At 65.3% G+C, this 19,372-nt stretch carries 20 protein-coding genes; 11 read left to right on the top strand and 9 right to left on the bottom strand.

Features of this window, described 5'->3' with window-relative positions; genetic code table 11:
• The first annotated feature begins 20 nt into the window (after positions 1 to 20).
• Positions 21 to 1,442 (top strand): DUF373 family protein, encoded by a 1,422-nt coding sequence (locus tag AC6I6L_RS02095; RefSeq protein WP_497916059.1) that lies wholly within the window; start codon positions 21 to 23, stop codon positions 1,440 to 1,442.
• Between the two features lie 55 nt (positions 1,443 to 1,497).
• The gene (locus AC6I6L_RS02100; RefSeq protein WP_497916060.1) at positions 1,498 to 2,223 is read left to right on the top strand and encodes a diphthine--ammonia ligase; all 726 of its coding nucleotides are present in this window, start codon (positions 1,498 to 1,500) and stop codon (positions 2,221 to 2,223) included.
• Between the two features lie 155 nt (positions 2,224 to 2,378).
• Here AC6I6L_RS02100 and AC6I6L_RS02105 read toward each other — a convergent pair whose 3' ends face one another.
• Together AC6I6L_RS02105 and AC6I6L_RS02110 are read right to left on the bottom strand one after the other, a co-directional pair.
• Positions 2,379 to 3,098, bottom strand: coding sequence for a hypothetical protein (locus AC6I6L_RS02105; RefSeq protein ID WP_497916061.1), 720 nt, complete (start codon positions 3,096 to 3,098; stop codon positions 2,379 to 2,381).
• Positions 3,099 to 3,193: 95 nt separating this feature from the next.
• Positions 3,194 to 4,168 carry a nucleotidyltransferase family protein gene (locus tag AC6I6L_RS02110; protein ID WP_497916062.1) on the bottom strand — a complete coding sequence of 325 codons (975 nt, stop codon included), beginning with the start codon at positions 4,166 to 4,168 and terminating at the stop codon, positions 3,194 to 3,196.
• Between the two features lie 128 nt (positions 4,169 to 4,296).
• On the opposite strand from AC6I6L_RS02110, the gene AC6I6L_RS02115 reads away from it, so the two are divergent.
• The 3 genes from AC6I6L_RS02115 to AC6I6L_RS02125 are packed head-to-tail and all read left to right on the top strand — an operon-like array spanning position 4,297 to position 5,206.
• Positions 4,297 to 4,587: a transcriptional regulator gene (locus AC6I6L_RS02115; protein ID WP_497916063.1), complete on the top strand. Its 291-nt coding sequence runs from the start codon at positions 4,297 to 4,299 to the stop codon at positions 4,585 to 4,587.
• Complete coding sequence (locus AC6I6L_RS02120; protein ID WP_497916064.1) at positions 4,584 to 4,847, top strand: hypothetical protein; 264 nt, start codon at positions 4,584 to 4,586, stop codon at positions 4,845 to 4,847. Before AC6I6L_RS02115 ends, AC6I6L_RS02120 begins: the two co-directional genes overlap by 4 nt.
• A complete protein-coding gene (locus AC6I6L_RS02125; RefSeq protein ID WP_497916065.1) occupies positions 4,844 to 5,206 on the top strand; it encodes a DUF7344 domain-containing protein in 363 nt (120 codons plus the stop codon). The genes AC6I6L_RS02120 and AC6I6L_RS02125 overlap by 4 nt, the downstream gene beginning before the upstream one ends.
• Positions 5,207 to 5,297: 91 nt before the next feature.
• Here the strand turns inward: AC6I6L_RS02125 and AC6I6L_RS02130 are convergent, their stop codons facing one another.
• The gene (locus AC6I6L_RS02130; protein ID WP_497916066.1) at positions 5,298 to 5,723 is read right to left on the bottom strand and encodes a Rieske (2Fe-2S) protein; all 426 of its coding nucleotides are present in this window, start codon (positions 5,721 to 5,723) and stop codon (positions 5,298 to 5,300) included.
• A gap of 169 nt (positions 5,724 to 5,892) precedes the next feature.
• Here AC6I6L_RS02130 and AC6I6L_RS02135 point away from each other — a divergent pair, with 169 nt between their 5' ends.
• Together AC6I6L_RS02135 and AC6I6L_RS02140 are read left to right on the top strand one after the other, a co-directional pair.
• On the top strand, positions 5,893 to 6,999 hold the full coding sequence (locus tag AC6I6L_RS02135) for a saccharopine dehydrogenase family protein (protein ID WP_497916067.1): 1,107 nt from the start codon (positions 5,893 to 5,895) through the stop codon (positions 6,997 to 6,999).
• Positions 7,000 to 7,200: 201 nt separating this feature from the next.
• Positions 7,201 to 7,602 (top strand): hypothetical protein, encoded by a 402-nt coding sequence (locus tag AC6I6L_RS02140; RefSeq protein WP_497916068.1) that lies wholly within the window; start codon positions 7,201 to 7,203, stop codon positions 7,600 to 7,602.
• Between the two features lie 96 nt (positions 7,603 to 7,698).
• On the opposite strand, the gene AC6I6L_RS02145 is transcribed toward AC6I6L_RS02140, so the two are convergent.
• A complete protein-coding gene (locus AC6I6L_RS02145; RefSeq protein WP_497916830.1) occupies positions 7,699 to 9,012 on the bottom strand; it encodes an MATE family efflux transporter in 1,314 nt (437 codons plus the stop codon).
• 262 nt (positions 9,013 to 9,274) lie between these two features.
• Between AC6I6L_RS02145 and AC6I6L_RS02150 the strand changes: the two genes are divergently transcribed.
• Entirely contained in the window at positions 9,275 to 9,460 is a 186-nt protein-coding gene (locus AC6I6L_RS02150; protein ID WP_497916069.1) for a hypothetical protein, read from the top strand.
• Positions 9,461 to 9,487: 27 nt separating this feature from the next.
• On the opposite strand, the gene AC6I6L_RS02155 is transcribed toward AC6I6L_RS02150, so the two are convergent.
• The 5 genes from AC6I6L_RS02155 to AC6I6L_RS02175 form a co-directional block, all read right to left on the bottom strand.
• On the bottom strand, positions 9,488 to 10,360 hold the full coding sequence (locus AC6I6L_RS02155; protein ID WP_497916070.1) for an aminotransferase class IV: 873 nt from the start codon (positions 10,358 to 10,360) through the stop codon (positions 9,488 to 9,490).
• 7 nt (positions 10,361 to 10,367) lie between these two features.
• The gene (locus tag AC6I6L_RS02160) at positions 10,368 to 11,144 is read right to left on the bottom strand and encodes an anthranilate synthase component II (RefSeq protein WP_497916071.1); all 777 of its coding nucleotides are present in this window, start codon (positions 11,142 to 11,144) and stop codon (positions 10,368 to 10,370) included.
• Positions 11,141 to 12,739, bottom strand: coding sequence for an aminodeoxychorismate synthase, component I (gene pabB / locus AC6I6L_RS02165; RefSeq protein ID WP_497916072.1), 1,599 nt, complete (start codon positions 12,737 to 12,739; stop codon positions 11,141 to 11,143). The genes AC6I6L_RS02160 and pabB overlap by 4 nt, the downstream gene beginning before the upstream one ends.
• 103 nt (positions 12,740 to 12,842) lie before the next feature.
• Positions 12,843 to 13,625 (bottom strand): helix-hairpin-helix domain-containing protein, encoded by a 783-nt coding sequence (locus AC6I6L_RS02170; RefSeq protein WP_497916073.1) that lies wholly within the window; start codon positions 13,623 to 13,625, stop codon positions 12,843 to 12,845.
• 79 nt (positions 13,626 to 13,704) lie between these two features.
• A complete protein-coding gene (locus tag AC6I6L_RS02175) occupies positions 13,705 to 14,505 on the bottom strand; it encodes a shikimate dehydrogenase (protein WP_497916831.1) in 801 nt (266 codons plus the stop codon).
• A 497-nt stretch (positions 14,506 to 15,002) separates the two neighbouring features.
• On the opposite strand from AC6I6L_RS02175, the gene AC6I6L_RS02180 reads away from it, so the two are divergent.
• From AC6I6L_RS02180 to ftsZ, 3 genes are all read left to right on the top strand, one after another.
• On the top strand, positions 15,003 to 15,947 hold the full coding sequence (locus AC6I6L_RS02180) for a calcium/sodium antiporter (RefSeq protein WP_497916074.1): 945 nt from the start codon (positions 15,003 to 15,005) through the stop codon (positions 15,945 to 15,947).
• 377 nt (positions 15,948 to 16,324) lie between these two features.
• A complete protein-coding gene (locus AC6I6L_RS02185) occupies positions 16,325 to 17,698 on the top strand; it encodes a D-aminoacyl-tRNA deacylase (RefSeq protein WP_497916075.1) in 1,374 nt (457 codons plus the stop codon).
• A 159-nt stretch (positions 17,699 to 17,857) separates the two neighbouring features.
• Positions 17,858 to 19,018 carry a cell division protein FtsZ gene (gene ftsZ / locus AC6I6L_RS02190; protein WP_497916076.1) on the top strand — a complete coding sequence of 387 codons (1,161 nt, stop codon included), beginning with the start codon at positions 17,858 to 17,860 and terminating at the stop codon, positions 19,016 to 19,018.
• Positions 19,019 to 19,372 lie beyond the last annotated feature (354 nt).

Here is a 19,372-nt window from a genome sequence, read left to right on the forward strand (position 1 = left end):
CACGGAATGCATCGCGTACTGTGACAACGCTGGTCGTCTGTCTCGACCGGACCGACGACGTGGGGCGCAAAACCGGGCTCAGATCCCCCGTCGTCGGCTGGGAGGCAGTCCGCGCGCTCGTGACCGACGTCGGCCTCGCAGACCCGGAAGACTCGGGAGTCAATACGCTTCTCGAGACGCTTCGCGTCGCCCAGAGCCTCCGCGACGAGAACGAAGAGGTCGTCGTCGCGGTGGTGTCGGGGGACCGCGAGTCGATGGTGTCGGCCGACCGCGCCGTCGCACGCCAGCTCGACGACCTCATCGACGACTACGACCCCGACTCCGCGGTCGTCGTCATCGACAGCGCCGAAGACGAACGTCTCGTCCCGATCGTCGAGAGTCGGGTTCAGGTCGATTCCGTCGATCGCGTCGTCGTCCGGCAGGCACGAGACATCGAATCGACGTACTACTTGCTCAAACAGTTTCTCGCGGACGAAGAACTCCGCCAGACGGTGCTTGTCCCGATCGGACTGACGCTGCTGGTCTTCCCGATACTCGCGACGGTCGTCGGGCCGGCGGAGGGGGCAGCCGCGATCACGGCGGTTATCGGTCTCTTCTTGCTCTACAAGGGGTTCAACGTCGACGAGGTCCTGACCGGCTTCGCCCATCAGGCCCGAGAATCGCTGTACTCCGGTCAGGTGTCGGTCGTCACTTATGTCGTCGCTGCCGGGCTAACGCTCGTCGGGCTGTTCGCAGGTGGACTCGGCGTCTCGAGCCTCGAGAACCGCCCTGGTGTCGTCGTCCCCGCGATGCAGTTCGCCTTCGACAGCGTGCCGTGGCTCGCCATGGCGGCCCTGACTGCCAGTGCCGGCCGGCTCCTCGACGAAGCCATCGGCGACGACCCCATCCGGAGTTCGTACCTCAACCTCCCCTTTATCGTCGTCGCCGTCAGTCTGGTCGTCCGCGGGTTCTCGGCGTACTTCCTCGAGCAACAGGACGTGATCGAACCGTTCGTCGTGCCGGCGATCGAACAGGGCGTGCTCTCGGTCGATAGCTTCGCGGTAACTGCCGGCGAGCGACTGGCGCTGTTCGTCGTCACCGCGATCGTCATCAGCCTCGTCGGCGCGCGGGTCGCCGCACACTTCAGCCGGAGCGTCGATCGCGCAGAGACGACCGACGGCGGTGACGTCGATTCCGAACTTACCGACGGGGGGTCGACGGCCGCCACGCAGGTGGTCGACTCGGACCCGGACCCTGACGGCGCACACGACGCCGATCACGAGCCGATCGGTCCACACATCGAGGATCTCACATCCACCGAGTACATCGCCGGTGAGGACCCCAACAGCGAAGGTGCGGACGAAGATGGGACGAGCCCCGGTGACGGGAATAGCAAGCCCGACGACGGGGATGCGACGCCTGACAGCGAGGATGCGAACGCGGACTCAGAATCAGCCGGCTAGCCGACCGATCGATCGGACTCGCCACTGCTTTATCGCTGAGCGCCAACTGGCCACCATGAGCGAGACAGAGGGCGCGTGGGTCAGTCTCTTTTCGGGCGGAAAGGACTCGAGTTGGGCGCTGTATCGGGCACTCGAGCAGGGTCTCGACGTCCAGCGGCTGGTCACCGTCCATCCGACCGGTGACTCCTACATGTACCACGTTCCGGCGACCGAACTGGCGACGCTGGCCGCCGAGAGCGTCGGAATCCCACTGGTCGAGGTCGAACCCGAGGATTTCGAGGCCGACGCGGCGACGGACTCCGCCACGCAGGGTGACGACGAACTCGAACCGCTCGAAGCCGCCCTCGTCGAACTCGACGAGGAACTGCCGGGGGGCATCGCCGGCGTCACCGCGGGTGCCGTCGAAAGCGAGTACCAGACGAGCCGAATTCAGGCGATGTGCGATCGCCTCGACTGCGAGCTATTCGCGCCGCTGTGGCAGAAAGACCCCCGCGAACTCGCCGACGCGATGCTCGAAGCGGGCTTCGACATTCGAGTTATCCGCGTCGCAGCCTACGGGCTGGACGAGTCGTGGCTCGGGCGCTCCCTCGATCGCGAGGCGCTTCCGGACCTCGAAGCGCTCAACACGGAGTACGGCGTCCACATTCTGGGCGAAGGGGGCGAGTTTGAAACCCTGGTAGTCGATGGTCCCCACATGGATCGATCGATCCATCTCGAGTACGAAACAGAGTGGGAAGGGACCCACGGGACGATCCGGATTACGGAGGCCAGCCTCGAATAGCGGTACGCTACCGCGAGGTGAACTCGTCCGTGGAATCGAACTGTTATCGTAGTCACTGAACGTCACTGCACACCCGGTCGCAGAGCCGTCTTGCGATCGGTGTGTAAATCGTTTTGTCGGAGTTGAATTACAGCGATCCGTCCGAGAGCGTCAGGTTACGGTGGCGTCGACGCCGAGAGGTCGATCCCGCTGGCGGCGAGCACCGCTTCGCGGTCGGCGGGCTCGGTCCCGACCCACCACGCGAGTCGATCGATCTCGAGCGGGCTGTAGCTGGTCCGAGCGGCGAGCCACTCACAGGAGGCGATCGTCCGCAACGGCGTCGCCGTCGACAGCGGCGACGAGTCGAGGTCGTCGTCGACGGTCTCGACGAACCTCCTGACTTCCGGGTCCGGCCTGACCGTGTCACTGCCCGCGAGCTGTCTGCAGTACTGGTAACTCGCGGGGCCGACGCCGGCGATCGAGCCGATCGGATCCTCACCGTACCGGTAGTGGTCGGCCGAGGCCGCCCAGGCGCTAAGCGCCGCGAGATCGTCGCCTTCCGGACGATCAGCGAGGACCGCTGCAGCCTCGACGAGGACGCGGCGCTTGCGTTCTGCGCCGAACGCGGCGACGAGATCGGCGTCTTCGAGGTCGATCGCAGCGAGATCCTCGAAGCAGGTCACGCGGTCGGTGGCGACGAGGGCGTCGTGAAATCGCTCGACGCAGGGTTTGATTCCGCCGACGAACCGCTGTCCGGTCGTCGACGCAGCGGCTTCCGCGACCAGCAACAGCGGCTCCTCGCCGGTCCACCGATCGAGCGATCGATAGGCGTCCGCGAGCGGTCGGACCGGCACGGCGTCCGCGTGGCCGTCGAGAACCGTCTGTGGTGTGGACATCCCCGATCGTCCGACACCTCACGCGGAGAACATAAAACTGTAGTGACCGATTCGAGAGCGTGAACCGGGGACGACTGTCGTCACCGCGGCCAGCCTCACTCCGGCGAGCCGTTCGTGATCGTCGTGTGCGCGCCGATGAGCGCGCCAGCGAGGTCGAGATCCTCGAGATGAGTTTCCTCGTCGATGATCGATCGGCGGATGTCGGCGTTTTTGACCGTCGCGTTCGGGAAGATCACCGCGTGGTCGAGACTCGTATTTTCGAGCGTGACGCCGGCCATCACGTGGACGTTCTCCCCGATCGTCGCCGCGTCGACGGTCGCGGAGTCGTCGACGACCGACTCCCCGTCGAGGTGCCAGGCGACGGCGTCGAGATAGCTCTCGGGAGTTCCGATGTCGAACCACGCGCCCTCGAACGTGTACGCGTAGGTCGGCTCCCGGTTCTGGAGCCACTGGACGAACCAGCCGGGTTCGTCTGGATTGTTGCCGTCTTCGAGGTACGTCGAGAGCAAGGAGAGGGACTCCGCCGGGAACGCATAGCAGGCGATCGAGACGAGCGTGCTGTTTGGTTCCTCGGGTTTCTCCTGGAAGTCGACGACGCGATCGCCCTCGATATCGACGAGTCCGTACGATTTGGCCTTCTCGCGGGAGCCGACGTCGTAGGCGGCGAGCGCTGGCGCGTTCCGGGATTCGAAGTAGTCGAGGAAGTCGGCCACGTCGAAACTGATCAGGTTGTCGCCGGCGATCACGAGCAGGTCGTCGTCGACGTTCTCGCGATCGATCAACTGGGCGAGTGCGCCGACGACGCCGAACTTGTCGTCCTCTTCGGTCGTGTCCTCGACCGAGAGGCGCGGTTTCTCGAACTCGCCGCTGGCGAGGTGCGCCTCGAAGTCGGGGGCAAAGCGCTCGTTCGTGCTCACGTACACGTCGTCAATCCGTTCGTCGGCCTCGAGTTCGGCAAAGATTCGATCGACGACGGTCGAGTCGCCGATCGGAAGGAACATCTTGGGGCGATGTTTCGTAATCGGCCACATTCGGGTTGCGTACCCGCCGGCAAGGACCACGGCCTTCATGGCCGGCGGTTCAGCGGCTGGATGTAAGTCACTTACCCTTTCTAGAGATCGTCCGCCAGAACGCCCAATCGCGCTCGCACTCACCCGCCTGGCCCAAGAGCTAACACGATCGAGGCGAACCGCTAGGTATGCGAGAAGCCGAGGAAACCACCCGACAGCGACTCGCCGATGCACTCCGTACGGCGCCTGCGACGCCGAGCGAACTGGCCATCACGCTCGATCTGACGCCGGAGGCGGTGATGAGCCACGCCGAGCACGTCTCCCGATCGGTCGACGGATACGGCGAGCAGTTCCTCGTCGCTCCGCCGGCCTGTCAGGACTGTGGCTTCGACGGGTTCGACGAGTTACTGAACCGCCCGTCGCGGTGTCCCGACTGCAAGAGCGAAGCCGTCACCGAACCCACGTTCACGATCGAATGACACCACATCGACTGCTGGTCGAGAGTGGATCACACAACCCTACGGACGCGAAACGCGGGATCCCGACCCGGCCGATGCTCGAACCGATCGAGCGCCGCACCCGGGCAGATCCGTTTCGACACTACTATTTAGCGCCGAAGCGAGACCCTGATACGAACCCCCGACCGACGGCGATCGGCCACCCGACCGACGCTGTGCCGTGGCTCTCGTTTCCGCTCGCGATCGCCGGTCGCCGGAGGACCCACGGAGTGTACGCATGACTGCCACGCCCCATTCCGAGTCCGATTGTGTCGATTTCGTGCTGGCGGTCCTCGATTGGCTCGACGGACGCGAACCGACACCGGAAGCCGCCGACCAGGCGTTTTCGATTCTCGCCAGCCAGCGCCGACGACTGTTGCTCGAGGTGATGGCAGCCTACGGTGAGGAACTGACCCTTCCGGACGCCGCCGAAGAGGTCGCCGTCCGGGAGACCGGCCGACCGGTGACCGAACTGTCGGCCGAAACCGTCGCCGATATCTACATTTCGCTGTACCACGACCATCTCCCGCGGCTGATCGACGTCGGGCTGTTGCGGTACGATCAGGAACGCGACCTCGTCTCCCCCGCAGCGGTTCGCTAGCGGGTTTCCAGATGCCCGCCGCGGTTCGCTAGCAGTTCATCTCGGTTCACCGGACGACCACAACGGTTCCCCAGACACCCCACTGAGCCGGTCAGAACTCCACGTTCGATGTCGAGGTCCGATCGTGATCCTCGTCCTCGATCGGTCCGGGACCGACGAGATCGTACTCGTCGTCGGTGAGATAGACGTCGCCGTCGGTGACAGTCACGTCGAGTCCCGCGAGATACGCGCCTTCGCAGGGACCGAACGTGCACTCACCGGATTCCGCCTCGAAATACGCGCCGTGGTTGGCACAGATGACCTCGCCGTTGCGCATCGGCGCACCGGACCCCTTATCGAGTTTGATGTGCGTGAAGTGCTGGCAGTAGTTGAGCCAGCATGCGACCTCGCCGCTGTCTTCGGGTTCTCGGACAAGGATCGCTTCGCGCGTCTCGTCCGACTCGTCGGTGATGCGAAAAACGAACGTCGATTCGTCGGGGACGTCCGCGAGCGATGTGATTCGAGCCGGGGTCGCCATTAACCGTCGATTACTGGCCGTCAGCCGTGAACATTTCGATCGCAGTTCCGTCTTCGATTCCCGTCGAACGGACCCACCACTCGAGCGCCCACGCCGTCTGCGGGGACGACTCGACGCGAGGGACCGGCGTCTGACGACATTTTAACACCCCCTGTGACTTACGGGAGGTATGGACTCCCTCCTTATTTACGGCTCGTACGGCTACACCGGACAGCTGGTGGCGCGCGAAGCCGTGTCGCGAGGAGGCTCACCCGCGATCGCCGGCCGAAATAGCGCGAACGTTCGTCGACAGGCTGACGACCTCGGCGTCGAGGGCCGAACCTTCGACCTGTCTGGCGATGTCGCTACCCGAATCGAACGGTTCGACGCGGTGTTGAACTGTGCCGGGCCGTTCTCGGAGACGGCAACCCCGCTCGTCGAAGCCTGTCTGGAAACCGAGACGAACTACCTCGATATCACCGGCGAATTTCCCGTTTTCGAACGACTCCGTCAACGCGACGCCGATGCTCGCGAAGCCGGAATCACGCTGCTTCCCGGCGTCGGATTCGACGTCGTCCCCTCGGACTGTCTGGCGGCGTTTCTTTCCGAACAGTTGCCGTCGGCCGACGAACTCACGCTCGCCATTAGCGGCACTCCAACCGTTTCCCGTGGCACCGCCCGAACGATTCTCGACCTGCTCGGCCAGGGCGGCGTCATCCGACGAAACGGCCGGCTGGTCCAGGTTCCGACCGCATACCGGAGCCGCGAGATCGATTTCGGGACGGGGCCCGAACGGGCCGTCACGGCTCCGTGGGCGGACGTCGTCACCGCCGCCCACAGCACGGGCGTCGACTCGATCGAGGTGTACGTCGCCGTCCCGCCGGTCGCGACGCGGGCGCTCTCGCTGGCTGGCCCGGCCGCCTGGCTGGCCGATCGACGCCCGATCAAACGCGCCCTCGAGTGGGGAATCGACGCCTACGTCGACGGACCGGACGAAGCGCAACTGGCGATCGACAGCGCCGTCGTCTGGGGCGAGGTTCGCGACCGCGAAACCGGTCGAACGGCCCGCGGGCGGATGCGAACCCCGAACCCGTACGCGCTGACCGCCGAATCCGCGGTGAGCGCGGCCGAACGCGTCCTCGCCGGTGACGGAGACGTTCCGACGGGATTCCAGACCCCGGCGAGCGCCCTCGGGACCGACTTCGCGATCGAACTCCGAAGGACGGACCGAGAACTGCTCGACGCGCCTGCCAAGAGTGATGAAATCGGCCGATCGACCATCGAATCCGACGACTGAGACAGTCAGATAGAACGATCGTAGCCACTGAACGTCACTGCACACCCGATCGCAGAGCCATCTTGCGATCGGTGTGTGAATCGTTTCGGTTGGTACGATATTTGAAGACCGACCGCTCAGCTGCAGCCGTTTTCCGTGGAGCCGAAATCGAACTTATTTGATCGTCGAACAGACTTTTGTCCAGAGAATTCCTTCGCGTACATGCGCATGTCCCCGAATCAGCAACGTCTTCGCGATCGATACATCGACGACCTTCGATCCGGATCCCTTCCGGTCTTGGTTACGGCAGTGCCGATCGCGATGGTGGTCGGACTTGGCAGTCAGTGGTACTGGTCCGAGTTCGCAGGCGGCTTCTATCTGCTCATGACGATCGGAGCGCTCGTCCCCTACGCCCACGAACGCCATCAGCGACAGGATCGATCGTGGTTGCAGGACGTGTTATGGACCATCGCCGCGTCCATCGTCGCCATCGCCCTGTTTGGGGCCGGCTACCTGCTCGCTGGGAGCCTGCTCACCGATTCGACTCACAGGGCGACGATCGCGTTCGTCGCAACCGTCATTTGTGGTGAAGGACTGGGACGACTGCGCTGGCGGGGACGCTGATCGAGACGCTCCCGACTGAGACGGTCTGTTGTACCGATGTACCGGTGAACCGCAGGACCGTCGCTTGCTCCGTAACGTACCTTCGCACCCACTCGGTCAGTCCCCGTCGGACGTACTGCCGCGGTCGTCCATCATCGTTTTCGTTCGCTCGATCCAGCCACCGCGGTAGAAGCCGATGGCGACGTAGACCGTCGCCCACAGATAGTAGATTACGATCGACGCGTAGATCGCCGGAACGCCGTATCCGAAATAGATACCACCGACGGCCGAAACGCCGAGCATGCCGACGAACATTCCCGAAACGCGGGCGACAAACGGCGTCTTCGTATCGCTCCCGCTGGTTAGCGCACCGGCGAGCACGATGTACAGCACGGTCACCGGTGCCGCGACGGCGTAAGCGCGGGCGAAGCCGGCGGCGTAGGAGCGCGTCTCCGGGTCGTCGGTGAACAGAGAGACCAGTGGGTCGGCGGCCGCGAAGAGGAAGACGCCGAGGGAGCCGACGGTGACCACGCCGAGAGCGGCCGCGGCCCAGCCGTTGTACCGCGCCCCGGCCGGGTCCCCATCCCCGAGCGTCTGGCCCACGACGATGCTCGTCCCGGTACGGTACCCGCGGGACAGGGGACCGGTTAATTGCTGGTACACGCGTCGTCCGATCTGGTAGGCAGCGTTGACCTCGGTTCCGAAGACCAGCAGGATCGAATTGAACGGGAACTCCATCACGGTCGTCACCAGTCCCTCCGCGATCCGCGGCGCGCTGATCGCGAGCAACTGCCTGGTGATCGTCCACTGGCGCGGTCGGGTGAAATTCGCGGGCGTCCACGGACCTCGAATGGCGGCGACGAGGAGGATCGCGGAGAAGACGTTCCCGAACGCTGTCGCGATGCCAACGCCGACGATGTGTAGTTGCGGGGCTGGACCAAGCCCCAGCCCCAGAACGAGTGTGCCGACGATGTTGAGGACGTTCGAGACGGCGTTGACGTACATCGGCGTTCGCGTGTCCCCGGCCCCCTGGACCGAACTCGCGGCCACCAGCGCGACGTGTCTGGCGGGGGTCGTCGCGAAGATGATCGCGAGATAGAGTCCGCCCATCCGAGCGACCTCAGATTCTGCACCGAGGACGTCGATCGCCAATCGCCCGAATACCAGGCCGAACAGGACGAATGGAACGCCGATCGCCGCGCCGAGCAGGACCGCCTGCGTGATCGCTTCGTCGCGGTTTGCCGTCGCCCCGCTGCCGGTATCCTGACTCGAGAGGGCGATCACGCCGCTGCCGAGACCGAGGCCGATGCGAAGCGGGAGTCGCGCGTACAGATCCGCCAACCCGACCGCCGCGACCGCCGCGGGCGAGAACAGTCCGGTAACGATGATGTCCGTCGTCCGCATCAGCGTCCGGAGGAAATGCTCGACCATCACCGGCCACGAGAGGTCGAACACCCGTCGCCAGACGGCCACCAGTCGTTTTCGCCCGGAAAACACGACGAACAGTCGAACGCTGCGACGCTTGAACCTGTTGGAGGCGGCACGCGAGGCGGTCGATCGTGATCGTACCCCCGACTGCTCGCCCGGTGATCGTACCCCCGACTGCTCGCCCCGGACCGGGACGGGCGAACGGCTGTCCGGGCGTGTTCGAGCGCCTCAATACTTATCATGCGGCGGCCGAAACCGCCGGGCGATGGCCGCTGCCCTCGTTCGCTCGTTCGTGCTGTGGACGCTCTTCGCGTATTTTTCCATTACCGTCTTCGAGGTACTCGTCTTCGGCCGGTTGGAGTGGACGAGGTACGTTCCGGGCGCGATCGGTGCCGGAGTCGGCATCGCCGTCGCGGATCGGGTGGGTCTGATTCGCTTTCCGTGGCCGTGAGACGCATCGTGGTGGCCGACGAACGGATCAGTAACACTCCCGCTCGACGCGCTCGTCGTACAGCCGCGACAGTCGATTTGTGATCGGGCCGCCACCGATCGCGGTTCCGTCGAGCGAAGCGATCGGGCGCAGTTCCCACGTCCGGTTCGTGAGAAACGCCTCGTCGGCCGCCCGAACGTCGGCCACCTCGTACGCGCCCTCGTGAACCGGAACGTCGGCCTCAGCAGCCAGTTCGCGGACGATCGTGCGGGTGATGCCGGGGAGGACGGGGCCGTCGGTCGACGGGGTGTAGAGCGCGCCGTCGCGGACGAACCACACGTTGCTCGTCGCACCCTCAGCGACGGTTCCGTCGAGATCGCACACGAGCGCCTCGTCTGCGCCCGTCCCGCGGAGTTCGGCCCGCGCGAGGATCCCGTTCAGGTAGTTGTGGGTCTTGGCGGCTGCCGGTATCGCCGTGTCGGGGATCCGACGGGTTTCGACGGTTCGGACGATGGCCGGCCCGTCCCAGACCGGTTCGCCAGCGGTGCCGCCACGGGGGAGCGGTTTGACGACGATTACGACGGTCGGATCGACCGCGGACTGTGGCGTCAGCTTCCCCGGCTGGACCCCGCGCGTAACCGAGAGTCGGACGTAGGCGTCTGCAAGATCGTTCGCCGCGAGCGTCTCGTCGATCCGTCCGCGCAACTCCGCGGCCGAAAGTCCGTGCTCGAGCGAGAGCGCCTCGCAGGTGCGATCGAGTCGATCGGCGTGGGCGTCCCAGGCGAAGATCGTGCCGCCGTAGGCCCGGCAGGTCTCGAAGGCGGCGTCGCCGTACTGAAACCCGCGGTCTTCGACGCTGACCGTTGCCTCGCTCGCGGGCACGAGGTCGCCGTCGACGTGGTAGTGCAGTTCGTCGGGCATCGATGGGTCACGTACCTCCAGCCGTCCCGGTTCCGCCCGCCGTCGCGGCGAATCGACAGAAGTTCGCGATCATTCGTTTCCCGATCGCGAGGGAGATTCCATCCTCGGTCGTGGCTTCCTCGGGATCGCGCGTGAGGATGCTCTCGGGGTGGAACTGGACGCCGACGTGCGGTCGATCGCGGTGGCGAACCGCCATCAACACGCCGCGTTCGTCGATCGTCCGGGCGGTCTCGACGAGGGAGTCGGGGAGATCCTCGCGATCGACGGCCAGCGAGTGATACCGTCCTACCTGGAACCCGTCCGGAAGACCCGCGAAAACCCCGTTCCCGTCGTGGCTCACCACCGACGGTTTGCCGTGGACCACGTGGGGTGCGTGGACGACCGGTGCCCCGTTGGCCGCACAGAGTGCCTGGTGGCCGAGACAGACGCCGAGAATCGGGTACTCGGTGTCGGCAAACAGCGGGATCGAAATCCCCGCCTCCTGTGGCGTCCCCGGTCCCGGCGAGACGACGATGCCGGTCGGGTCGAGCGCGCGAACCCCCGCGAGGTCGATTTCGTCGTTGCGCCTGACGATAACGTCGTCCGCAACCTCACCGACGTACTGGACGAGGTTGTACGCGAACGAATCGTAGTTGTCGATGACGAGCAACCTTTTGCTGCGGTCACTCGCGGGCGCTCGTTCCCTGTCAAAACGTTGATGGAAACCCCTCCTTCCTCCCGTCGGTCGGTCGTCGGGTCGCTCGCTCGTGTCCACTCGCTCGCGGCTGCTATCGGTGTCCGTCATCGCGGCTCACCCCCGTCGGTCTCGATCGCCATCTCTGCGCGCTCGCCCAGCGCCTCGTCGACGGCGGTAATCAGCGCGCGGGCTTTGTCCAGCGTCTCGTCGTACTCGCGATCGGGATCGGAGTCGTGGACGATGCCCGCACCGACCCGGAGGTGGTAGGTCTCGGCTTGGCGGACGAGCGTCCGGATGACGATGTTGAGCGTCGCGCGACCGTCGAAGCCGAAGATCCCGACGCTCCCCGTGTACGGTCCGCGACGGGTCGCCTCGAGTTCGTCGATTATCTCCATCGTCCGCGGCTTCGGGGCACCCGTGATCGTCCCGCCCGGAAAGACCGCCGCGATCGCGTCTGCAAGCGAGTTCGCGGGGTCGAGTTCGCCCGTGACGTCCGAGACGAGGTGCATCACCTCGGAGTAGCGATCGATCCGGCGGTACTCCTCGACGGTCACGGAGCCGTACGTACAGACCTTCCCGAGGTCGTTTCGCTCGAGGTCGACCAGCATCGCGTGTTCGGCACGCTCTTTCTCGTCGGCCAGGAGATCCGCCTCGAGCGCGGCGTCCGCGTCGGGCGTATCGCCGCGGGGTCGCGTGCCCGCGATCGGTTCCGTGCGGACGAACGATCCGTCGCGTTCGAGCAGCAGTTCGGGGCTCGCGCTGACGAGGTCGGCCGACCGAAACTCGAGCAGACAGGAGTACGGTGCCGGGTTGACCCGTCGCAGGGCGTCGTAGGCGGCGACTGGATGCACCGCGGCGGGAGCGGTCAGCCGCTGGGAGATGTTCGCCTGAAAGGTGTCGCCGTCCCGGATGTAGGCTTTGGCCTCCCGGACGCGATCGGCAAACGCCTCGCGCCCGCAATCGCTCTCGAACGTCGCCTCCGGAGTCGCGACTGGCGGGTCGGCAGCGTCCGGGTCGTCCTCGATAGCGGCCCGTGCGAGGTCGAGCGCCCGCTTGCGCCCGTGTTCGTAGGCGGCCGCGATCGCGTCCCTCTCGCCGTCGCTGGTCGATTTTTCGTCGGTCGAATTCTCGCCGATCGAGTCCTCGTCAACCCGCGGACAGGCGGTGATCCGCAGCGTTACGTCGCCGTCGGTCGGTTCCTCCCAGGCCGCGAGCCGATCGAAGACGCCAACTTCGAGTCGCGGGAGGCCGCGGTCGTCGACGGCCGACTCGGGGAGAGCTTCGAGTTCGCGGGCGACGTCGTAAGAGAGCCAGCCGATCACGCCGCAGGGGTAGGGAACGTCACAGTCGCCGCGAACGAGGCTGTCGCCGTCGAGGAGTCCTTCAAGGGCCGACAGCGTTGGCGAGGTGGTGCCCTCGGACCGCGAGACGGCCGCCGACCCGACCGTGAGTCGATCGATCGGATCGACGCCGAAGTATCCCCAGCCGGGTTGCCCACCCGTCGTTTCGAGAAAAACGCCGCCGTCGCCCGATCGCGCCCGCCGGTAGGCGAGAAACGGCTCCGGAACGGTGACCTGTACTTCCACCGGGACTCGAACGTCGCCTCGCGTCGTCGATCGATCAGTCTCGTCGCCGCGCTTGCGACCCTCGCGAACGGCGGCGTGAAACGCGTCCAGCGTGGTGACGACGCGGGGTTCGCTCATACAGGCCCAGAGGATACGAAGGACTAATCCTCTTGTGGTCTCGGTGTGGTCTCGAACGCAAACGGCGGGAAAAATGCAGAGAATCGACGCGAGTCTCGGCTGATTATCTAACTTTCGCCCTGTCGATCCAGCCCTGGATTCGCGTTGCGGAAATATCGGTCTCGCTCTCGAGAGTGGCCGCGTCGGCCGCCGCGAGATCGGCAACGGTTTCGATGCCGGCCGAGGCGAGCCTGTCGGCGTAGGCAGGGCCGATTCCCTTGATTACGTCGACCGGTTCGCTCTCGGTTTTCGTCGCGGGTTGGGACGCCGGATCAGCATCGGTCTCGTCGGTCTCGTCGGTCTCGTCGGTTTCGTCGGTCTCGTCGGTCTCGTCGGTCTCTTCCGAGGAGACATCCGGCGTTTCAAACTCCGAATCGGCTTCGTCCGGGCCGGCGGCTTTCTTGATCGTCTCCGCGTCGACTTCGTCGTCTGCGGCGGACTCCGTTCCGGTCGAATCGGTCCGATTCGAGAGATCGGGTGTCTTCTCTTCGGTCGGTGTTGCATCCGTCTCTGTGGGACCCGTCGCTTCTGCCGGTTCGGCTGCCGCCTCCGGCACGTCAGGCGTATCAACGATCGAACTGGTCGATCCGGAAGCCGTCGAGTCGGCGGCGGCCGGTTCGGCCTCGTCAGTGTCCGTCTCCGGCTCCGCTTTTGGGTCAGGGCTGGAGTCGTCGCTCTCGTCGGTTACAGAAGAGGGTGCCGGCGTCGCGTCGCGCTCCGTGACTCCATTACCCTCCTGCTCGGACTGCTCGCGTTCGACCGTGACGCCGACGTCACGGTCGTCCCCTCGCTCCGAACCCGAGTCGTCGAAGCCCAACAGCGACTTCAGCTTTTGGAGGATTGCCATTATCGCGATATAGTTTGCTCCGGCACTTAAATTCGGCTGATACCCGTCCGACACGCGGCTGACAGGGAGAAATCGCCGCCTACAAATGCGATCGAAGCGCCGCGTTCATCGCCTCGACCGGCGCGTCCCGGCCGGTCCACAGCTCGAACGCCTCGACGCCCTGGTAGAGCAACATCCACGCGCCGTCGACGGTCCTCGCGCCGACGGCGGCCGCGTCCCGAAGCAGTCGCGTCTCGAGCGGGCGGTAGACGGCATCCAACACCGCGAGGTCGCCGTGGAGGGCGTCTGCTGAGACGGGCGTCGCATCCTCTTCCATCCCGACGCTGGTCGCGTTGACGAGCACGTCGGCGTCCGCAAGCAACGCCTCGAGTCCGTCCAGTCCGTACCCGGTCGCGTTCGGCACCTCACTCGCGAGTGCGTGGGCTGTCGACTCGGTCCGGTTCGCGATCGAGACGGTCGCACCCGCGTCGGCCAGCCCGAACGAGATCGCTCGCCCGGCCCCGCCAGCGCCGACGACGACCGCGTCCGCGCCGTCGATCATCACGCCGTGATCGCGAAGCGCGCGCAACGCGCCCGCCGCATCGGTGTTGTGCCCCGTCGGCGTCTCGCCGGCGAAATCGATCGTGTTCACCGCGCCGATCCGCCGCGCCATCTCGTCGGCCTCGACGAGGTCGAGAACGTCTTGCTTGAACGGAATCGTCACGTTCAGCCCAGCGACGCCGAGCGCCTCGGCTCCGTCGATCGCGCCCGCGATCGCGTCCCGATCAGGTTCGAAGGTCACGTAGCGTGCGTCGAGTCCGCGTTCGTCGTAGGCGGCCTCGTGCATCGGCGGCGACAGCGAGTGGCCGACCGGATTGCCCAGAAGCCCGTAGACGTCCATAGCCATATCCCATCTCACCTCGGAGGGATCATAATCGATGTGGCTTCGACACGCGAACTCGGCGGAGTGACGAAGGCCACGCGGCAGACTCGAGGGCTGCGACGACGACCCGACGCGAATCGATCGCGCGTCGGTTCACGTACTCGACCGAGTAATCGAATACTGGCGGCCCCGAGTGGGCGCGATAATCTCCAGTTTCGACGCTACGACCTGCGAAAGGGATATGTCCGTCGACACTGTCCGTGCCGGCAATGGCTGGACCCCAGTACAACTGCACCAACTGCGGCAGTACGGTATCGTACCGAACGACCAAACACAACGGGTGCCCGAACTGCGGCGCGGTGCCACTGCACAGTTCCGACTGATCGACGATCGCGCCGAACTACGGCGTTCTCTGCGCTACGAACCGTTGCCCGCCGACTGGGCTAGACAGGACGCCGTCCTGACCGTTGGCCCGCTTCGAGATTCTTATACGTCGTACGCGAATACCGGACGGTATGCTCTCGGGGGTATCGATCGCGATTCTCACGCTCGTTGTCGGGATCGTCGCGCTGTACGCCGGCGCGGAGTTACTCGTCGCGGGTGCCGGTCGCCTCGCGATCGGTATCGGGCTTCGGGCCGCCACCGTCGGCGTGACGGTCATCGCCTTCGCGACCACGGCCCCCGAACTGTTCGTCGCGACGATCGGCGCGCTCGACGTGTCGACCGACATCGGACTCGGTGCGGTCGTCGGCTCGAACATCGCGAACATCGGGCTGGTGCTTGGTCTCGCCGCGCTCATCAGTCCCCTCTCGGTCTCGGGAATCGTCATGCGACGACACGTCCCGTTCATGATTCTCGCGGCGCTCCTGCTCGTTGCCCTCGGCGCGAACGGGACGATCGGTCGCCTCGAAGGTGCGGTCCTCCTGCTCGTCCTCGCGAGTTTTACGGGCTACCTGCTATACTTCGTCAGCGCCGATCCGGCTCCGATGGTCGACGAACCCGACGCGGGAGAGGGAATTACACTCCGGGACGCCGGACTGGTCGTCGGCGGCCTCCTCGCACTCCTCCTCGGTTCGCGGTGGCTCGTCTCCGGGGGAACGACGCTCCTCTCGGCGTTTGGCTTCTCCGATCTGTTTATCGGTCTCACGGTTCTCGCACTCGGGACCTCGCTTCCGGAACTCGCGGCCTCGGTAGTCGGGGCAATTCGGGGGGAAACCGCGTTCGCGATCGGTAACGTGGTCGGCTCGAACATCTACAACATTCTGGCAGTGATCGGACTCGTCGCCCTGATTACGCCGATCGAGATCGCGCCCTCGACGCTCCGGTTCGAGTTTCCGATCATGATCGCCTTTACCGTCTTGCTAGTCGGGATGATGGGGTACGGCGGTCGACTGACGCGACGCGACGGCCTTGGACTGGTGGTGGGCTACGCAGTGTTCGTGTACCTGCTGCTCCCCTGATCGAAAACGGCGGATGACCGGAGTCGCGGCGATCGGAATCGTCTCGAACGCGCGTCGGTGGCCGAGTCGCCCCCTAGAACAGTCCCGTTCGCAGCGGACCGCCACACTCCGGACAGGTCGCCCGATAGGTGTGCGGGGAGACGGTTTCGGCACACTCGTCGCACTCGTATCCGCGCCTACGCTTCGTACTCATCGAGGATCACGTACCGTGGTAACAGACCACACTAATATAAACCTTGTGCGGACGCGGCGTCTCACCTCTTCGAGACAACCGAGGACCGTCTGGTACGGCCGGACGCCGAACCAACGATCGATACCCGTCCTCTCGATCCGTCGAGAGCGGAGCGTATTCAAACGCACCACACCAACACACGGGTGTGATTGCGATCGTCGAGAGCCAGGCCGATCGCGCGTCGGTCCACATCTGTGACCGCCTCCGCGAGCGCGCTACCTGGACGGAACGCACCGACGGCACCCGCCCCGAGGCCCAGGGCGGAGGAACGTACTACCGGACCGACGGGGCGGAACTCCGATCGTTCGCGGACCTCCACCTCGACCTCGAATCGCCTCTCGAGGCGTTCGAGTGCGATCCCGACCTCCTCGTGTTCGCCTCGCGCCACGCTGGGGACACCGGCGCGCTCCTGACGGGCCACTTCACCGGCAACCTCGGCCCCGCGGAGTACGGCGGCGAGGACGAATCGCTCGCGAAAGCGTGTCCGAACGCGCTGGCTCGACTCCTCGAGGCCTTCGACGAGTACGCGCCCGAGACGTACGACGTGGGCATGGAATGTACCCACCACGGTCCCACCGACATCGGCTGTCCGTCGCTGTTTGCCGAACTGGGAAGCGACGACGAACAGTGGGACGACCCGTCGGGTGCCGACGCCGTCGCACGGGCCATCCTCGATCTTCGTGGCGTCGACCCCCACCGAGAGCGACTCGAAAGCGACGCGCCCGCGAGCCGTCGGAACCACGATGCGGTTCCGAGACGACAGGTCGTCGGCTTCGGCGGCACCCACTACGTTCCGCGATTCGAGCGGATCGTCCGCGAGACGCCGTGGGCCGTCGGCCACGTCGCCGCCGACTGGGCGCTCGAGGCGATGGGACGGCCGGAGAGCCACCCGGACGTCGTCGACCAGATCTTTACCGCCAGTGACGCAGAGATCGCGGTCCTCGACGGCGACCATCCCGCACTCGAAGCGACGATCGAGGAGCTGGGCTACCGCGTCGTTAGTGAGACCTGGCTCCGCGAGGTCGGTGATCGATCGCTCGACCTCATCGAGGCGGTCGAAGCGGAACTCGGCCCCGTCGACGACGGCATTCGGTTCGGTCAGCGACGCGACGCCCCGCTCGCCATCGTCGATCTCCCCGCGGACCTGGTCGACGCCGCGGGGGCGATCGATCCCGATCGGACCTGGTCGATCGTCGAAGTGCACACCGTCGCGTTCGCGACCGAAAACGGCGGGAGCCGCGTCGGCTCGACCGCAGCGGTTCGATCGTCGGCCGACCGCGAGTCGATCGTCGAAGAACTCGCAGCGCTTCTCGAGTCTAAATACGAGACGGTGGCGATCACGGACGATGCCGTCGTCGCCGAGGAGACGGGGTTCGATCCGGCTCTCGCCCGCGAACTCGGCGTTCCCGAGGGACCAAAGTTCGGCACACTCGCCTCGGGAGAGCCGGTGACGATCGACGGCGAACAGGTCACTCCCGAGAGCGTTTCGCGCCGACGAACGGACGAGTTCCCGATCTGACGGGGAAGAAAGGAGAGACTAGGTGTTGAAAACCCAAATACTGCGGCGCAGTTCTACAATATCTGATAGCAAATATGTAAGGGACGATTACCGCGTCAGACACGCGTCTGACGTGTAGGGGAAAGGTAATTATGCTCCATCTTTTAGTGAGTGCCAAGAATGGACTCACTCATCGACGACGCCATCGACGAGGCCGAAGGCGGGGAGTCGTCGGCGGTTCCTGACGACGGCCAGTCACCGACCGACGGCTCTGCCGACGGCGGTCGAAACACGGGGACGATGACCGACGACGAACTGGAAGACGTCCTTCAGGACCTCCAGACCGACATCACCGTCGTCGGCTGTGGCGGTGCCGGCGGCAACACCGTCAACCGCATGCACGAGGAGGGAATCCACGGCGCGAAACTCGTCGCCGCGAACACCGACGTCCAGCACCTCGTCGAGATCGACGCCGACACGAAAATCCTGATGGGCGAGCAGAAAACCGGCGGCCGCGGTGCCGGATCGCTCCCGCAAGTTGGCGAGGAGGCCGCTCTCGAGAGCCAACAGGACATCTACGACGCGATCGACGGCTCGGACATGGTGTTCGTCACCGCCGGTCTCGGCGGCGGAACGGGGACCGGTTCGGCCCCCGTGGTCGCCAAAGCCGCCCGCGAAGCCGGCGCGCTGACGATCTCGATCGTCACGACGCCCTTTACGGCCGAAGGCGAGGTTCGCCGGACGAACGCCGAGGCCGGTCTCGAGCGCCTGCGCGACGTGAGCGATACCGTCATCGTCGTCCCGAACGATCGGCTGCTCGACTCCGTTGGGAAACTCCCCGTCCGACAGGCCTTCAAGGTGAGCGACGAGGTGCTGATGCGCAGCGTCAAGGGCATCACCGAACTGATCACGAAACCCGGCCTCGTCAATCTGGACTTCGCGGACGTCCGTACCGTCATGGAACGCGGCGGCGTCGCCATGATCGGACTGGGCGAATCCGACTCGGAGGCCAAAGCCGAAGACTCGGTCAAGACGGCCCTGCGATCGCCGCTGCTGGACGTCGACATCTCCGGGGCGAACTCCGCGCTGGTCAACGTCACCGGCGGCAACGACATGGCGATCGAGGAAGCCGAAGGCGTCGTCGAGGAGATCTACGATCGGATCGATCCTGACGCCCGCATCATCTGGGGGACCTCGATCGACGAAACCCTCGAAGGCAGCATGCGAACGATGATCGTCGTGACGGGCGTCGAGTCGCCACAGATCTACGGCCGACCCGACGGTGAGGCCGTCCAGCCTAAAACGGCGAGTCAGGGTGACGACATCGATTTCGTCGACTAGCGTCGATCGATGCTCGATCGGTCGGAACGGCGCTGCGCTGGATAATTTACGTCAACCGGTAGTACCGTGTCTCCTCTCGTCCGGTGCTATGTTGCCAATTTCGAGTCCATTCGTAACATCGTCCTGGATGAGGGTCGGCACTACGATTCGACCGACGACGCGTTACTCGGGCGACGACCCGATCGTGAGCGGCGACGCCACAGACGGACTGTCAGAATAAGGGAACCGACCGGTAGGCAGCAGTGAAGTATCTCGGGGACAGGCCCCGAGGCTTCACCGTTTTGACCGCGCGTCCCAAAACGGGCCGTGCCGTCGCAGGCGAATGTAATTCCCCTCCCGACCTTCCTACGACGA

This window comes from Halosolutus sp. DAT137 (assembly GCF_059736405.1).

Coding starts and splice junctions, on each gene's coding strand:
- AC6I6L_RS02100 (WP_497916060.1), top strand. CDS start 1,498: ATGAGCGAGACAGAGGGCGCGTGGGTCAGTCTCTTTTCGGGCGGAAAG.
- AC6I6L_RS02105 (WP_497916061.1), bottom strand. CDS start 3,098: ATGTCCACACCACAGACGGTTCTCGACGGCCACGCGGACGCCGTGCCG.
- AC6I6L_RS02110 (WP_497916062.1), bottom strand. CDS start 4,168: ATGAAGGCCGTGGTCCTTGCCGGCGGGTACGCAACCCGAATGTGGCCG.
- AC6I6L_RS02115 (WP_497916063.1), top strand. CDS start 4,297: ATGCGAGAAGCCGAGGAAACCACCCGACAGCGACTCGCCGATGCACTC.
- AC6I6L_RS02120 (WP_497916064.1), top strand. CDS start 4,584: ATGACACCACATCGACTGCTGGTCGAGAGTGGATCACACAACCCTACG.
- AC6I6L_RS02125 (WP_497916065.1), top strand. CDS start 4,844: ATGACTGCCACGCCCCATTCCGAGTCCGATTGTGTCGATTTCGTGCTG.
- AC6I6L_RS02130 (WP_497916066.1), bottom strand. CDS start 5,723: ATGGCGACCCCGGCTCGAATCACATCGCTCGCGGACGTCCCCGACGAA.
- AC6I6L_RS02135 (WP_497916067.1), top strand. CDS start 5,893: ATGGACTCCCTCCTTATTTACGGCTCGTACGGCTACACCGGACAGCTG.
- AC6I6L_RS02140 (WP_497916068.1), top strand. CDS start 7,201: ATGCGCATGTCCCCGAATCAGCAACGTCTTCGCGATCGATACATCGAC.
- AC6I6L_RS02145 (WP_497916830.1), bottom strand. CDS start 9,012: ATGGTCGAGCATTTCCTCCGGACGCTGATGCGGACGACGGACATCATC.
- AC6I6L_RS02150 (WP_497916069.1), top strand. CDS start 9,275: ATGGCCGCTGCCCTCGTTCGCTCGTTCGTGCTGTGGACGCTCTTCGCG.
- AC6I6L_RS02155 (WP_497916070.1), bottom strand. CDS start 10,360: ATGCCCGACGAACTGCACTACCACGTCGACGGCGACCTCGTGCCCGCG.
- AC6I6L_RS02160 (WP_497916071.1), bottom strand. CDS start 11,144: ATGACGGACACCGATAGCAGCCGCGAGCGAGTGGACACGAGCGAGCGA.
- pabB (WP_497916072.1), bottom strand. CDS start 12,739: ATGAGCGAACCCCGCGTCGTCACCACGCTGGACGCGTTTCACGCCGCC.
- AC6I6L_RS02170 (WP_497916073.1), bottom strand. CDS start 13,625: ATGGCAATCCTCCAAAAGCTGAAGTCGCTGTTGGGCTTCGACGACTCG.
- AC6I6L_RS02175 (WP_497916831.1), bottom strand. CDS start 14,505: ATGGACGTCTACGGGCTTCTGGGCAATCCGGTCGGCCACTCGCTGTCG.
- AC6I6L_RS02180 (WP_497916074.1), top strand. CDS start 15,003: ATGCTCTCGGGGGTATCGATCGCGATTCTCACGCTCGTTGTCGGGATC.
- ftsZ (WP_497916076.1), top strand. CDS start 17,858: ATGGACTCACTCATCGACGACGCCATCGACGAGGCCGAAGGCGGGGAG.